A 15,554-nucleotide genomic window follows, 5' to 3' on the forward strand; every position below is an offset into this window, starting at 1 on the left:
TAACGGGTGGCGACGGTCAGCCTCGTTTATAGGGCCTTTCACGCAGCCATTTGGTGGCGATCCATTTTTCGCCCTTGGTCACCGGCAGGCCGGCATGCAGCGAACTTTGATCGCCGCTGTCGTAGGCAAAGTAGACCGCCGAGCCCCGCCGTGCCGTCACGGTCAGCCCGATTTCCGGAAACGCCGTGCCGCCACCGCCCTCGGGCGTGTTCAGGTACATCACGATGCTGGCGATGCGCTGCCCACCGACCGCCGTAATGGTGCTGAAGCCCGGCTGCTGCGGATCGAACCAGTCGAAGTGCGGCTCGTATTCCTGCCCCGGCAGGTAATGCAGAATCTGCAGGCCTTCACCGTGGCTGACCGGCATGTCCAGCAAGGTGGCCAGACGCTGCTCGATGGTGCTGACCAGCGGCAGTTCGTTGAGGGCGAAAAACATGCCCTCGCTGGTGCGCCGGTTGTCGACCTGGTTTTTGCCGTCGGTATCGACGGTCATGGCGCGCTTCAGGCGCGGCCGCGCCAGCTCGATCAGCTCGGCGCATTCGTCGTCCGAAAGAATGCCGTCGAGAACCCGCAGCGCCGGCTCGTTCACGCTCATCGAAATGTCGACGCGATGGCCGTCGACGGTGACGCTGGGCGCTTCGGGGTGGCGCGTTCGCTTGGCCTGCAGCGCGCTGGCGGCCGGCGTTACGGTGGTCGCGTTGAGCGCTGCCAGTGGAATCTTCAGAACGTCGGCCAGAATGCTGCGGCTCTGGCGCGGGTCGTAACCACTCTGCTTCATCAGCTGCAGTACGTCCGGCACGCTGTGGCCGGCGCGCGTGGTGGACAGAATCCATTCGCGCAGTTCGGGGCGGATCGACGGGCGTGAGTTCATGGCGGCGTGGCTGGGTCGATGACGTTGAGAGCTTACTTTAGCCGCGCCAGCAGGTGAAAGCTGTGAGGGCGGCCCGATGCTGAGGCCGTAAAGCAACGAGCCGGCAAGTGCCGGCTCGTTGAAGTTCCCATCGGGCCGAGTGCTTTATTTCAGCTGATCCCACAGGAAGTCGTACGCCAGCGCATGCATCAGCGCCGCCTGCTTGTTGTCCGCGCCCGCGCCGTGGCCACCTTCGAGATTCTCGTAGAACCAAACGTCGGAGTGACCCATGGCCTGCATCTTCGCCGCCATCTTGCGGGCCTGCACCGGGCCGACGCGGTCGTCGCTGGTGGTGGTGTAGAACAGTACCGGCGGGTAATGGCCGTCCTTCTTCACGTTCTGGTAGGGCGAAAAGGTCTGGATGAAGCTCCAGTCGGCGGTATCGGGGTTGCCGTATTCGGCCATCCATGACGCGCCGGCTGACAGGTGCGTGTAGCGCTTCATGTCGAGCAGCGGCACCTCGCAGGCGATCGCGCCGAACAGCTGCGGATAAATCGTCAGCATGTTGCCCATCAGCAGGCCGCCGTTGCTGCCGCCCTCGGCGCCCAGGTGCTTGGCCGAGGTGACGCCGCGTTTGACCAGATCCTCGGCGACCGCCGCAAAATCTTCGTACGCACGCGGGCGATTGGCCTTCAGCGCCGCCTGATGCCACCGCGGACCGTACTCGCCGCCGCCACGGATATTGGCCAGCACATACACGCCGCCGCGATCCAACCACGCGCGGCCGATGCTGCCGCTGTAGTGCGGCGACAGCGACACTTCGAAGCCGCCATAGCCGTACAGCAGGGTGCGGTTGGAGCCATCGAGCTTGATGCCCTTCGGGGCGATTTCGAAGTACGGCACGCGGGTGCCGTCTTTCGAGGTGACGAAATGCTGGGTCACTTCGAACTTCGACGCGTCGAAGAAGGCCGGATCCTGCTTGATCGTCTCGGCCGGCACGCTGCCCAGCACGCCGCGCTGCAGCGAGGACGGCGTGAGGAAGCCGGTGACGTCGAGCCAGTATTCGTCGCTGTTGTCGGGGTCGGTATCGGCCACGCTAATCGAGCTGAGCGCCGGTGCGTTTGGCACGGCCTCGCGTTTCCAGTCGGCCGTCGCGTTGGTGTGGTCCGGCGGCGTGAGCACTTCCAGGCGGCTCTTGACGTCATCGAGCACGTCGAGAATCAGGTGATGGCGGGTCCAGGCGTACGACTCCAGCGAGGTATGCGCATCGGGTTTGAACAGCACGGTGAATGCGGGCTTGCCGGCCATGAAGGCGTCGAAGTTGGCCGCCAGCAGCGCGCCGGAGGGATAGGTTTCGCCGCCCACGGTCCAGGCAGAACGCGTCTGCACCAGCAGCCATTCGCGATGGGCGTCGGCGCTGGCGTCGGTCGGTACGTCGACGCGGGTGAGCTTGTCGTTCTCGCGCAGGTACAGCTCGCTATGGAAAAAGTCCTTCGCGACCGAGACGAAATCGCGCTCGAAGCCGGGCGTGCGATCGTGTACCGCGCCGATCGCCAGATCGGTCGTCTTGCCTTCGTACACGGTCTTGGCCTCGGCGAGGGGCGTGCCGCGTTTCCATTCCTTGACGATGCGCGGATAGCTCGATGCGGTCATCGTGCCGGGGCCGAAATCGGTGCCGACATACAGGGTGTTCTCGTCGATCCAGCTGGCCTCGGTCTTGGCGACCGGCAAGACGAAACCGTCCTTGACGAAGGATTTGCTCGGAATGTCGAACTCGCGCACGGTCACCGCGTCGCCACCGTCGGGCGACAGCGACAGCAGGCAACGCGTGTACGCCGGTTTCAGGCACTGCGAGCCCTTGAACACCCAGCGTTTGTTCTCGTCCTTGTTCAATGCATCGATATCGAGCAGCACCTCCCACTGCGGCGCCGCCTTGCGGTATTCGGCCAGCGTGGTGCGGCGCCAGATGCCGCGCGGGTTGGCCTTGTCGCGCCAGAAGTTGTAGAGGTAGTCGCCCATGCGGCTGACCGCCGGAATGCGCGCGTCTGAATCGAGCACTTCGAGAATGCGGTCGCGGGTTTTGTCGAACTCGGCGTTGTCGATGAACTGCTTGGTGGTCTTGGCGTTCTCGGTCTTGACCCAGTCCATCGCGCGGGCGCCATGAATGTCTTCCAGCCACAGGAACGGATCGTCGGAGGCCTGAGCGCCGGTGGTTGCGCCAGCGGGGGTATTGCCATCAGCGTGAGTCGTATTCATGCCTACCAGTGTGACGCCGAGAGCCAGCATCAGCCAGACCGATTTCATCGTATGCGCCTCGTGTGCGAAGGGTGAGGGGAAACGGACTGCTGACGCAGGCCGCCAGCGTTCGAGCCTAACGGTAGCAAGCTGGCGTCGCCTGTGACTAAAGTCAGGGTGAGTCGTTGGATGCGCGCGCAGAAAAAATCCCGCCGAAGCGGGATTTCTTTACACGCGTTGATCGCCTTACAGCAGCGGAATCAGCAGCAGAGCCACGATATTGATGATCTTGATGAGCGGGTTCACTGCCGGACCGGCCGTGTCCTTGTACGGATCGCCCACGGTATCGCCAGTCACCGCGGCCTTGTGCGCCTCCGAGCCCTTGCCACCGAAGTGGCCGTCTTCGATGTATTTCTTGGCGTTGTCCCAGGCGCCGCCGCCGGTGGTCATCGAGATCGCCACGAACAGGCCGGTGACGATGGTGCCGATCAGCACGCCGCCAAGCGCCTTGGGCCCCAGCAGCAGGCCGACCACGATCGGCACCGCCACCGGCAGCAGCGACGGCACGATCATTTCGCGGATCGCCGACTTGGTCAGCATGTCGACCGCGCGCGAGTATTCCGGCTTGGCCGTGCCCAGCATGATGCCGGGGATATCGCGGAACTGTCGGCGTACCTCCTCGACCACCGCCCCGGCGGCGCGGCCCACCGCCTCCATCGCCATCGCGCCGAACAGGTAGGGGATCAGGCCGCCGATCAGCAGGCCGATGATCACCATATGGTCGGAAAGGTCGAAGGTCATCGGCACATAGGTCGTGCCGCTAAGCGCCGCCTTGGCCTGCGCGGCCACATCGAGGTTGTGCGTGTAGTCAGCAAACAGCACCAGCGCGGCCAGCGCCGCCGAGCCGATCGCGTAGCCCTTGGTGACCGCCTTGGTGGTGTTGCCCACCGCGTCGAGCGGATCGGTGACGCCGCGCACCTCCGGCGGCAGGTCGGCCATTTCGGCAATGCCGCCAGCGTTGTCGGTGATCGGACCGTACGCGTCCAGCGCCACGATCATGCCGGCCATCGACAGCATCGCCGTGGCGGCAATCGCGATACCGTAAAGACCGCCGAGCGCAAACGCACCCCAGATCGCGAAGCACACCGCGATCACCGGCAGCGCGGTCGATTTCATCGACACGCCAAGGCCGGCGATGATGTTGGTGCCGTGCCCGGTGGTCGAGGCCGCCGCAATGTGCTGCACCGGCTTGTACTGCGTGCCGGTGTAGTACTCGGTCACCCACACGATCACACCGGTCAGCAGCAGCCCGATCAGCGAGCAGCCCCAAAGATTGATCGAGCCGTGGCTGAAGCCGGTCATCAGTTGCGTGGTGATCGGATAGAACGCCGCCGCGGCCAGTACCGCGGAAACGATCACGCCCTTATACAGTGCGCCCATGATCGAGCCGCCTTCCTTCACCTTGACGAACAGCGTGCCGATGATCGAGGCGATGATGGATACCGCGCCCAGCAAAAGGGGATACAGCACGGCATTCGGGCCGACCTCTTCAGCCATCAGGCCGCCAAGCAGCATGGTCGCTATCACGGTCACCGCGTAGGTTTCGAACAGGTCGGCCGCCATGCCGGCGCAGTCGCCCACGTTGTCACCGACGTTGTCCGCGATTACGGCCGGATTGCGCGGGTCGTCCTCGGGAATGCCGGCTTCGACCTTGCCGACCAGATCGGCACCCACGTCCGCGCCCTTGGTGAAAATGCCACCGCCCAGACGCGCGAAAATCGAAATCAGCGAACTGCCAAAGGCCAGGCCGACCAGCGCATGCAGCGCCACTTCGCCATGCATGCCCATCTGATTGAGCACGATCCAGTAACCGGCGACGCCCAGCAGGGCCAGACCGACCACCAGCATGCCGGTGATCGCGCCGCCGCGAAACGCTACGTCCATCGCCGGACTGAGCCCGTGACGCGCCGCTTCGGCGGTACGCACGTTGGCGCGCACCGAGACGTTCATGCCGATATAGCCGGCGGCGCCCGAAAGAATCGCGCCGAGCAAAAAGCCCACCGCCGTCGGCCAGTTGAGAAAAAAACCGATCAGAAGCAGCAGCACCACACCGACCATGCCGATGGTGCGGTACTGGCGGTTGAGGTAGGCGCTGGCGCCTTCCTGGATGGCCGCGGCAATCTCCTGCATTCGCCCGTTGCCCGGCGATTGCGCCAGGATCCATTTTGCCGAAACCGCGCCGTAACCAATTGCTATCAACGCACACGCCAGAACGACGATCCACCAGCCATATTGCAGCAGCATCGGAGCCTCCCACGAGTAGTCACCCTAGTGCCGGGTCGTCCATCGGCAAACCCGGAGATAGCCGTCCTGTACGGGCGGTTGGGTCGAGTATAGGCAGACCATGCGATGCATCGTGTTGTGCGGCGCAATGTGCGGGTAGCCGAGCGACGTATCGTCAAAGCACATGCGCAGGCATGCGTCGAAAGATCCGCCGATCGGGCTTGCGCAAGAGTTTTTAGACAGGCCGGCGCAATGAAGTCAAGGCGTAAAGTCCGGCAGCTTCTTCGCCACTGCCGCATTTTTCAATTGCACGTAGCGGGGCAGGCCGTCCTTGCCATACGGGAGCGCGGCTTCGCCCGCGATCAGCGGACTCAGATAACGACGCGCTGCGGCGGTAATGCCGAAACCGTCGCGGGTGATGAAGCTCTTCGGCATTTTCTTTTCGTGGTTGGCCACCTTGCTCAGCGGCGCCGGCTGGATGTTCCAGCGGTAGGGTGCGTCGCTGCTGCGCACGATGACCGGCATCACCGCGTTCATGCCTTTGAGCGCATAGTCCACCGCGGCCTTGCCGACCGCATAGGCCTGCTCGGCATCGACCTTCGCCGCCGCGTGGCGGGCGGAGCGCTGCAGGTAATCGGGCAGCGCCCAGTGGTATTTGTAGCCGAGCTTTTCCTTCACCAGCGCGGCCAGTACCGGTGCCACGCCGCCGAGTTGCGCGTGGCCGAACGCGTCGCGGCCGCCCGCCTCGGCGAGGAACTGGCCCGCCGCGTTGCGCACGCCTTCGGAGGCCACCACGGTGCACCAGCCCACCCGTTCGACGGTGGCTTTGACCCGGGCAAGAAACGCTGCCTCGTCGAAGACATTCTCGGGAAACAGGATGATGTGCGGCGCCGCATCGGCGCTGTCCCCGGCGAGCCCCGCGGCGGCGGCGATCCAGCCTGCGTGCCGGCCCATCACCTCGAGAATGAACACCTTGGTCGAGGTTTCGGCCATCGAGGCGACGTCGAGACTGGCCTCGCGGGTGGAGATGGCGATGTATTTGGCGACCGAGCCGAAGCCCGGGCAGCAGTCGGTCACCGCCAGATCGTTGTCCACCGTCTTCGGCACGCCGATGCAGCGGATGTCGACGTTCATCGCCTTGCCGAGCTGGGATATCTTCAGTGCGGTATCGGCCGAATCGTTGCCGCCGTTGTAGAGAAACCAGCGGATATCGTGCGCGCGAAACACCTCGATCAGTCGCTCGTACTCAGCCCGGTTGGTCTCCAGCGACTTCAGCTTGTAGCGGCACGAGCCAAAGGCGCCCCCGGGCGTGTGCCGGAGCGCGGCGATTGCGCTCTTGGATTCTTTCGAAGTATCGATCAGCTCCTCGCGCAGCGCACCCAGAATGCCATTGCGCGCGGCGTACACCTTGACGCCCTTGGCGCGCGCCGCCTCGATCACGCCGGCGGCCGAGGCGTTGATGACCGAAGTCACGCCACCGGATTGGGCGTAAAGAATATTGCCGGTAACGGCAGAAGGGCGGCGGGTCAGGCTCATGGACATCCTCGACAGGCGGGTCAGACGGGAAGCCGATTATGGATCACACGAGCGTACCAAGCGGGAAGGGCAAATCTTTTCGCAACAGGGACTTGGCCCGGCGTGACTGGCGCCTGCGTTTGACGGCACCCGGTGCAAACGCTAATTTGACGCCTCAATCTGAGAATGAAGCGGGCTGCGGCAGTGTGCGGCCGTCCGCCAAACGTGTGGAGCATTATGCGACTGGTCCTACTTGGCGCGCCCGGATCGGGCAAAGGCACGCAGGCGGCGCGCCTGAAGACGGAACTGGGCGTGCCGCACATTTCCACTGGCGACATGCTGCGCGCCGCGGTGGCGCAGGGCACCGCGATGGGACTCAAGGCCAAGGCGGTGATGGATGCCGGTCAGTTGGTGTCCGACGATATTCTGCTGGGCATGCTCGAAGAGCGCCTGGCGCAGGACGATGCCAAATCGGGTTTCATCCTGGATGGCTACCCGCGCAACCTGGCCCAGGCCGACGCGCTCGATCACCTGCTGGCCAAGATCGGTCAACCACTCGATGCCGTGATCCAGCTGGAAGTGCCCAATGTCACCATCATCGGTCGCTGCGAAATCCGCTTCAAGGCCGAAGGCCGTGCCGACGACAACCCGGATACCGTGCGCAAGCGCCTGGCCATTTACGCCGAGCAGACCGCGCCGGTGGCCGACTTCTACGCGCGCCGCGGCAAGCTGCAGGTGGTCGATGGCGTGGGCGAATTGAGCGAAGTCACGGCGCGGGTGCAAAACGCGCTGCGGGACACGTCCGCCACCGCACACGGCTGATACGAAGGGTCGCCGTCAGGCGATCCCGACGTGACCGTCAGCCCCATTTTTTCGGCTTCGTGCCTTGCGCTCGGGCCGTCATTCTTTCCTACGCGATTTATTCCTGGGCCAGCCATGCGTCTGCATATTCTCGGCATCTGCGGCACCTTCATGGGCGGCGTTGCCGCGCTGGCGCGCGAGCTCGGGCTCGAGGTGGAAGGCTCGGATACCAACGTCTACCCGCCGATGAGTACCCAACTGGAAGCCCTCGGCATCGAGCTGATGCAGGGTTACAAGGCTGAGCATTTGCAGCCATCGCCGGGGCACGCGGCGCCCGACATGGTGATCGTCGGCAATGCGATGACACGCGGCAACCCGGCCGTGGAATACATGCTCGACCAACAGCTGCGTTATATCTCCGGCCCGCAGTGGCTGGGCGAAACGCTGCTGGTCGATCGCGAAGTGCTTGCCGTCGCCGGCACGCACGGCAAGACCACCACCACCAGCCTGCTGGCGCATCTGCTGGACAGCGTCGGCTTGGCGCCGGGCTTCCTGATAGGCGGCGTACCGGGCAATTTCGGCGTCTCGGCGCGGCTGGGCAGCGGCCGGCCGTTCGTGATCGAGGCCGACGAATACGACACGGCGTTTTTCGACAAGCGCTCCAAGTTCGTGCACTACCGGCCGCGTATCGCGATTCTCAACAACCTCGAATACGACCACGCCGATATTTTCCCCGACGTGGCGGCGATCCAGCGCCAGTTTCACCATCTGGTGCGCACCGTGCCCGGCAACGGCCGGCTGATCGTCAACGCACACGACGAGCGTCTGGCCGAGGTGTTGGCCATGGGCTGTTGGACGCCGGTGGAAACCTTCGGCATCGGTCGCGGCGACTGGCGAGCGACGTTGATCGAAACGGATGGCTCGGCGTTTACCGTGCATCGCGCCGGCGAGCCGATTGGCGAAGTGCATTGGTCGCTGCTCGGCCATCACAGCGTGATGAATGGGCTGGCCGCGCTCGCCGCTGCCACGGCTGCCGGTGCCGATCCGCGCGCGCTGCTGCCGGCGTTCACCACCTTCGAAAGCGTCAAGCGACGGATGGAGCTGGTCGGCGAGGTCGACGGCGTGCGCGTCTATGACGACTTCGCCCACCACCCGACGGCGATTGCCACGACGCTGGCTGGCCTGCGCGCCAAGGTTGGCGACGCGCGCATCCTGGTGGCGCTGGAGCCGCGCTCCAACTCGATGCGCCAGGGCGCTCACGCTGATGCACTGGCGCCATCGTTGGTCGATGCCGATGCGGTGGTTTTTTTGCATCGCGCGGAACTGGCCTGGGATGCCGGCCAGGTCACGGCGGCACTGAATGGTCGCGGCAGCACGGTGCCTACGGTGGAAGCGTTGATCGACGCGCTGGCCGGGCAGGCCCGATCGGGCGACCAAGTGATTTTCATGTCCAACGGCGGCTTCGAAGCCGCGCCGCGTCGGTTCGTCGAAAAGCTGCGCCAACGCTAACGCTCGTTCACTACCTCGATGTCTCTCCTGCGCCATACCCAACGCCACCCGCGGAGCGTGCGGCGACATGCATCGTGGTTCGTCACGTTGCCTCTGGTTAGACTTATCCCATGGCCGCCCAGTCTCCGCTGATCGAGATGCCCCTGTTTCCGCTGAACACGGTGCTGTTTCCCGGTGGCCAGCTGCAGCTGCGCATTTTCGAGCCGCGCTATCTCGATATGGTGCGCGAATGCACTCGCCATGACTCCGGCTTTGGCGTGTGCCTGATTCTCGAGGGCTATGAGGTCGGTGAACCCAGCACGCCGGCCGCTGTCGGTACGGTGGCGCATATTCAGGATTTCGACCGCGACGATGACGGACTGCTCGGCATCGTCGCCAAGGGCGGTTCGCGCTTCAGGGTTAATCGCAGCCGCGTGCGCAGTGACGGACTATTGCGCGGCGATATCGAGATCTGGGCGGCGGAGCCGGAGGTGCCGGTGCCGGTGGAATTCGCGCTGCTGCAGAGCATTCTCGAGCGGCTGATCGAGACCATGGCACCGCATTGGCGCGATGCCCCGCGCAGCGCCTATGAGGATTCCAGCTGGCTCGGCTACCGGCTGACCGAGCTGTTGCCGCTGGATACGTCCGAGCAGCAGCATATGCTCGAATTGACCGATCCACTGCTGCGACTGGCGGAGCTGCGCGATATTCTGCCGCGATTCCAGAAAGCCTGAGCCTTAGCGCTTAAACTAGGCCGCTCTGCTCGATAGCAGCCTATTTTTACGGAATCCTGTGCATGGGCACTCTCGCCGGCAAAACCCTGTTCATCACCGGCGCGTCGCGCGGCATCGGTCTGGCGATTGCGCTGCGCGCGGCGCGGGACGGCGCGAATATCGTGATCGCGGCCAAGAGTTCGGTGGCCAATCCGAAACTTCCCGGAACGATTCACAGCGCGGCGGCGGCGGTCGAGGAGGCCGGCGGTCGCGCATTGGCGCTCAAAGTGGATATTCGCGAAGAGGATCAGGTGCGTGCCGCGGCCGCACAGGCGGCCGAACATTTTGGCGGCATCGATATCGTGGTCAATAACGCCAGCGCGATCTGGCTGGCCGGCACTGCCGAGACGCCGATGAAGCGTTTCGATCTGATGCAGCAGGTCAATGCACGCGGCACGTTTCTGGTCACGCAGAGTTGCCTGCCGTATCTCAAACAGGCCGACAATCCGCATGTGCTGATGCTGTCGCCGCCGCTCAATCTCGATCCAAAGTGGTTTGCTCAGCATACCGCCTACACGATCGCCAAATATGGCATGAGCCTGTGCGTGCTGGGCATGAGTGCGGAGTTCGCACCGCTCGGCATTGCGGTCAACGCATTGTGGCCACGCACGGTGGTGGCTACGGCGGCGATCGGCATGATCGATGGCGTCAAACCCGAACAGTGCCGTACGCCTGACATCGTGGCGGACGCGGCGCACGCGATCCTCACCCGGCTATCGCGCGACTACACCGGCCATTTCGCGATCGACGACGAAGTGCTGCGCGACGAGGGCGTCACCGATTTCGATCACTATGCGGTGAAGCCGGGCACAGCGCTATTGCCGGATTTTTTCCTGGACTGATTTCTAACTGGCTGATCGAACCAACGATCGATCGGCGTTACCGATGTGGCCGCGTTCGCAGCGAGGCCGGAGCCCACCATGCAAGCACCGAACGACCCCATTCCCGCCGACCACCTACTGCAAGACGTCGCGCCGTCGGATCACGCCGTGCGCGAAAGCGCACACGCTTCCAACACTACGGCGTCTCTGCTCGATCTGGGCAAGCGCTACTGGCTGCCTGTGTACAAGCCGCGCGAGCTGCTGCTCGATCATGGCAAGGGTTCGCGCGTGTGGGACAGCGAAGGCCGCGACTACATCGACTTCGGTGCCGGCATTGCGGTGAATGCGCTGGGTCATCAGGATCCCGACCTGCTCGACGCGCTCACCACGCAGGCGCACAAGCTCTGGCACAGCAGCAACGTGTTCTACAGCGAGCCGCCGCTGCATCTGGCCGAGGAACTGGTGCGCGCGTCGGGTTTTGCCGAGCGCGTGTTTCTGTGCAACTCCGGCGCCGAGGCGAACGAGGCGGCGATCAAGCTGGTGCGCAAGTGGGCCACGGCGCAGGGGCGGCCGCCGGAGCGGCGGGTCATTCTTACCTTTCAGGGATCGTTCCACGGTCGCACGCTGGCGACGGTCACGGCGACCGCGCAGCCGAAATACCAGGAGGGCTACGAACCGCTGCCGGTCGGCTTCCGCTATCTGCCGTTCAATGATGTTGCCGCGCTGGAGGCCGCGTTCGGCGCAGGCGACATCGCCGCGGTGATGCTGGAGCCGGTGCAGGGCGAGGGCGGCGTTCTGCCGGCGGCACCGGGTTTTCTGAAGCGTGCGCGCGAGCTGTGCGACCAGCACGATGCGCTGCTGGTGCTGGACGAAATTCAATGCGGCATGGGCCGCACCGGCACGCTGTTCGCGCATGTGCAGGACGGCGTGGTGCCGGATATCGTGACGCTCGCCAAGGCGCTCGGCTGCGGCTTCCCGATCGGCGCCATGCTGGCCGGGGCCAAGGTCGCGCAGATCATGCAATACGGTGCGCATGGCACCACGTTCGGTGGCAACCCGATGGCGGCGGCCGTGGCGCGCGTGGCCTTGCGCAAGCTGTCCTCACCGCCGGTGCTGGAGAACGTGCACCGACAGGCCGCTGCATTGCGCGCAGGGTTGAAGGCGATCAACGACGAGTTGGCGCTGTTCGCCGAAGTGCGCGGACGCGGCCTGATGATCGGCGCCGTGCTGACCGATGCCTACAAGGGCAGGGCGGGCGACATTCTGGATCACGCGGCGGCGCACGGTTTGCTCGTGCTGCAGGCTGGGCCCGACGTGCTGCGCTTTGTGCCGCCGCTGATCATTTCCGATGCCGATCTGGCGGAAGGGCTCAAGCGTCTGCATGCCGCTCTGCGCGATTTCGTATCCCACTGACAAACACTCTTCTGGAGCCGTCGATGAAATATCTTCACAGCATGGTGCGCGTGCGCGACCTCGATGCGTCCCTACGCTTTTACTGCGAGGGTCTGGGTCTGAAGGAGGTTCGCCGCAGGGACGTTCCCGAAGGCAAGTTCACCCTGGTCTTTCTCGCGGCGCCAGATAGTCCGGAAGCCGAGATCGAACTGACCCATAACTGGGGTTCCGAGGAAGACTACGGTTCCGCGCGCAACTTCGGCCATCTTGCCTTTCAGGTCGACGACATCTATGCCACCTGCGAGCGGCTGCAGGCCATGGGCTATACGATCAACCGGCCGCCGCGCGATGGGCATATGGCGTTCGTCCGCTCGCCGGACCTGGTTTCGGTAGAGCTGCTTCAGCATGGAAAACTGGCTCCGCAGGAGCCGTGGGCATCGATGGCGAATACCGGCGTCTGGTAACCCGTCACGAATGGCGTGCAACCGCGGCACGAGTCGGGTCGTGCCGCGAGTTGGCATCAGCCTCGTGCGTCGCGCATGGATGCGCGCGCAGCGTCCAACGTATCGGCAATGTCCTGCTCGCCGTGCGCGCTGGAGATGAAGCCCGCTTCAAACGCCGACGGCGCCAGATACACACCGCGTTTCAGCATGCCGTGGAAGAAGCGGTTGAACAGCGCACTGTCGGCCGCGGTAGCCTGCGCATAGCTGGTTACTTTCTCGGCGGTGAAGAACAGGCCGAACATGCCGCCGACGCCATTCGTACTGAAGGGAATGCCCTCCTCGTCGGCTACGCGCTGCAGTCCATCGCTGAGTAGCTTCGTCTTTGCCGAAAGCGCGTCATGGAAGCCGGGCGCCTGGATCTGTTCGAGCACCGCCAGACCTGCGGCCATCGCGACAGGATTCCCGCTGAGTGTGCCGGCCTGATAGATCGGGCCTGCGGGAGCGATTCGTTCCATCAGGTCGCGTCGGCCACCGTACGCACCGACCGGCATGCCGCCGCCGATGATCTTGCCGAAACAGGTGAGGTCGGGCGTCACGCCGTAATGCGCCTGTGCGCCACCGAGCGCCACGCGGAAGCCGGTCATCACTTCATCAAAAATCAGCAGTACGCCGTGCCGCGTGCACAGTTCGCGCAGTGTCGCTAAATAGCCGTCCAAAGGCAGGATGCAGTTCATGTTGCCAGCGACGGGTTCGATGATCAGCCCGGCGATTTCGTCGCCGCATTCGGCGAACAGTGTCTTGGCCGCTTCGATATCGTTGTACGGCAAGGTCAGGGTGAGATCGGCATTGGCTTTCGGTACGCCGGGCGAGGTCGGTACGCCGAACGTGAGTGCGCCCGAACCGGCCTTCACCAGAAAGCTGTCGCCGTGGCCGTGATAGCAGCCCTCGAACTTCACGATCTTGCTGCGCCCGGTGGCGCCGCGCGCCAGCCGGATGGCCGACATCGTCGCTTCGGTGCCGGAGTTGACCATGCGCACCATCTCGATCGATGGAATGAGCCGCGTGATCGTCTCGGCCATGGTCACTTCGGCTGTGCAGGGCGTACCGAACGAGAGGCCGTTCTTCACCGCACGTTCTACCGCGTCGCGCACGGCGGGATGGTTGTGGCCGAGAATCATCGGGCCCCACGAACCGATGTAGTCGATATAGCGCGTGCCCTCGACGTCCCACAGATAAGCGCCATCGGCGCGCGCGGTGAAAAATGGCTCACCGCCGACCGACTTGAATGCGCGTACCGGCGAATTGACACCGCCAGGCATCAGGCCCTGTGCGCGCTGAAAAAGTTCTTGATTGGTTGTCATGCAGGCGTTCCGTGATCGCGATCGATGGAGTACAGGTCAGTAAAGCGTTGCGCGGCAGCGCGAACGTCGGCAGCACCGAAGATGGCCGATACCGCGGCAATGAAATTCGCGCCGGCATCGACGAGCAATCTGGCATTGTCCGGCGTGATGCCGCCAATCGCTACCCGCGGCAGGCCCAGCGCAGCGGTTTTTCTCAGCAGATCGATGGGTGCGTGCCCGGCCAGTGGTTTGGTCGGCGATTTGAAAAACGCGCCGAAGGATACGTAGCTGGCTCCGGCCGCTGCCGCCGCGTTTGCGCGCTCCAGTGAGGCTAGGCAGGACACGCCAATGATCGCGTCGGCGCCCAGTTCATGCCGCGCGGAGCCTGGATCGGCATTGTCAGGCCCCAGATGCACGCCGTCGGCGGCAACGTCTTTGGCCAGCGCCACATCGGCGTCGATGATGAACAATGCGCCGTGCCGATGGCAAAGCCGCTTCAAGTCAGCGGCCTCGGCGCGGCGCCGAAGGTGATCGTCAGTGTCGTCGCGGTATTGCACGACGCGCCCGCCGCCGGCCAGCGCCTGGGCGACAACGTCAAGCAAATCAGGCCGGGGCCCGTCGGTAACGGCGTACAGGCCGCGACCGGGCAACAGTGCTATCGATTTCAAATCAGCATCCTAAGTGTAAGCAAACCCACTTCCGTCAATCCCGGCGATACATTGTCACGTACGCTTTCGTAATGCCGGACGAGTTGCGAGAATGCACTATTACCTCGTCAACAAAGAAGCCAGACCCATGAGCCAGAGTTCCTCCGAAGCAGCAAACCGCAAGTGGATGTGCGTAGTGTGCGGCTACATTTACGACGAGAGCATCGGTGTGCCCGATGAAGGCATTCCGGCCGGCACGCGCTGGGAAGACGTACCCGAAACCTGGACCTGCCCGGATTGCGGCACGACCAAGGACGATTTCGAGATGATCGAAATCGTCTGACGCGAATTCGTGCCCCGGAATGGCCCGAATTCGCCACGCTATCGGCACGATCATCTGTTGTGATGCCTCTGCGCACTGTCGCGCGTTGCATCACACAGGCGGCTAACCATGCAGCAATTCATTCCTTTCGACGATGATTGGGACGCGCTGGCGAAATTGCGCCCCGAAGATCTGGTGCCTTATCGCGTGGGCATGCTGAGAGATGTCAGGGTTGCTGCGGCAGCGGTTTTCCCGACGGCCGGCCATACGTCAACATGCGAGCGTGTGATGACAGAAGTGTCCTCAAGCAATGGCTGAAAGCGAAATTTGTATGTGCATTGGGTTATTTCTACGAATCAGCTAACCCGGTTGTAGTTGAAGTGCTGCCGCAAGGGCGGCGCGAGTGCCGTTCTGACTTGTTTCTGTAAAAATATGCACACGCCCTCTTCACAGATTTGCCTCGCGGCGCTATAGTTCGTCCCCCTTCGACGAAACGCCTTCGTCAAAGGGTTGCGGCACCAGCGACGATGAAAAAAAATTCAACGCCACTGTTGACGGCCACAAAAAACGATATAGAATGGGCGGCTCACCTAGGACGAAACGTCTTAGACGCAACACGAGGAATCGGTTGCAAGTGGTTGATC

The 15,554-nt window shown here is 63.7% G+C and carries 14 protein-coding genes; 8 read left to right on the plus strand and 6 right to left on the minus strand.

All coding sequences use genetic code 11. The features are described 5' to 3' along the window. Positions 1-16: 16 nt before the first annotated feature. From HDE78_RS14520 to HDE78_RS14535, 4 genes are all read right to left on the minus strand, one after another. Complete coding sequence (locus tag HDE78_RS14520) at positions 17-871, minus strand: 2OG-Fe(II) oxygenase (RefSeq protein ID WP_179480716.1); 855 nt, start codon at positions 869-871, stop codon at positions 17-19. 144 nt (positions 872-1,015) lie between these two features. Further along, complete coding sequence (locus tag HDE78_RS14525) at positions 1,016-3,106, minus strand: prolyl oligopeptidase family serine peptidase (protein WP_255457834.1); 2,091 nt, start codon at positions 3,104-3,106, stop codon at positions 1,016-1,018. A 225-nt stretch (positions 3,107-3,331) separates the two neighbouring features. Further along, entirely contained in the window at positions 3,332-5,389 is a 2,058-nt protein-coding gene (locus HDE78_RS14530) for a sodium-translocating pyrophosphatase (protein ID WP_179480720.1), read from the minus strand. A gap of 237 nt (positions 5,390-5,626) precedes the next feature. Further along, entirely contained in the window at positions 5,627-6,904 is a 1,278-nt protein-coding gene (locus HDE78_RS14535) for a 6-phosphofructokinase (protein WP_179480722.1), read from the minus strand. Between the two features lie 216 nt (positions 6,905-7,120). Here HDE78_RS14535 and HDE78_RS14540 point away from each other — a divergent pair, with 216 nt between their 5' ends. The 6 genes from HDE78_RS14540 to HDE78_RS14565 all read left to right on the plus strand — a co-directional run bounded on the left by HDE78_RS14540 (position 7,121) and on the right by HDE78_RS14565 (position 12,622). After that, positions 7,121-7,705: an adenylate kinase gene (locus HDE78_RS14540; RefSeq protein ID WP_179480724.1), complete on the plus strand. Its 585-nt coding sequence runs from the start codon at positions 7,121-7,123 to the stop codon at positions 7,703-7,705. Positions 7,706-7,819: 114 nt separating this feature from the next. Next, a complete protein-coding gene (gene mpl / locus HDE78_RS14545; protein ID WP_179480726.1) occupies positions 7,820-9,193 on the plus strand; it encodes a UDP-N-acetylmuramate:L-alanyl-gamma-D-glutamyl-meso-diaminopimelate ligase in 1,374 nt (457 codons plus the stop codon). A gap of 110 nt (positions 9,194-9,303) precedes the next feature. Next, complete coding sequence (locus HDE78_RS14550; protein ID WP_179480728.1) at positions 9,304-9,906, plus strand: LON peptidase substrate-binding domain-containing protein; 603 nt, start codon at positions 9,304-9,306, stop codon at positions 9,904-9,906. 62 nt (positions 9,907-9,968) lie between these two features. Continuing rightward, the gene (locus HDE78_RS14555; RefSeq protein ID WP_179480730.1) at positions 9,969-10,787 is read left to right on the plus strand and encodes an NAD(P)-dependent oxidoreductase; all 819 of its coding nucleotides are present in this window, start codon (positions 9,969-9,971) and stop codon (positions 10,785-10,787) included. Between the two features lie 78 nt (positions 10,788-10,865). After that, positions 10,866-12,179, plus strand: a complete 1,314-nt coding sequence (locus tag HDE78_RS14560) for an acetylornithine transaminase (RefSeq protein ID WP_179480732.1) — start codon at positions 10,866-10,868, stop codon at positions 12,177-12,179. A gap of 23 nt (positions 12,180-12,202) precedes the next feature. Further along, positions 12,203-12,622, plus strand: a complete 420-nt coding sequence (locus HDE78_RS14565; protein WP_179480734.1) for a lactoylglutathione lyase — start codon at positions 12,203-12,205, stop codon at positions 12,620-12,622. Positions 12,623-12,678: 56 nt separating this feature from the next. Here HDE78_RS14565 and hemL read toward each other — a convergent pair whose 3' ends face one another. Together hemL and thiE are read right to left on the minus strand one after the other, a co-directional pair. After that, positions 12,679-13,962 (minus strand): glutamate-1-semialdehyde 2,1-aminomutase, encoded by a 1,284-nt coding sequence (gene hemL, locus HDE78_RS14570; RefSeq protein WP_179480736.1) that lies wholly within the window; start codon positions 13,960-13,962, stop codon positions 12,679-12,681. After that, the gene (thiE, locus tag HDE78_RS14575; RefSeq protein WP_255457826.1) at positions 13,959-14,609 is read right to left on the minus strand and encodes a thiamine phosphate synthase; all 651 of its coding nucleotides are present in this window, start codon (positions 14,607-14,609) and stop codon (positions 13,959-13,961) included. Before thiE ends, hemL begins: the two co-directional genes overlap by 4 nt. 91 nt (positions 14,610-14,700) lie before the next feature. Between thiE and HDE78_RS14580 the strand changes: the two genes are divergently transcribed. After that, positions 14,701-14,931: a rubredoxin gene (locus tag HDE78_RS14580; RefSeq protein WP_304624655.1), complete on the plus strand. Its 231-nt coding sequence runs from the start codon at positions 14,701-14,703 to the stop codon at positions 14,929-14,931. A 108-nt stretch (positions 14,932-15,039) separates the two neighbouring features. Next, positions 15,040-15,228, plus strand: a complete 189-nt coding sequence (locus tag HDE78_RS14585; protein WP_179480740.1) for a hypothetical protein — start codon at positions 15,040-15,042, stop codon at positions 15,226-15,228. Positions 15,229-15,554 lie beyond the last annotated feature (326 nt).

The sequence above is a fragment of the Rhodanobacter sp. K2T2 genome, assembly GCF_013408815.1.
Lineage (GTDB): Bacteria > Pseudomonadota > Gammaproteobacteria > Xanthomonadales > Rhodanobacteraceae > Rhodanobacter.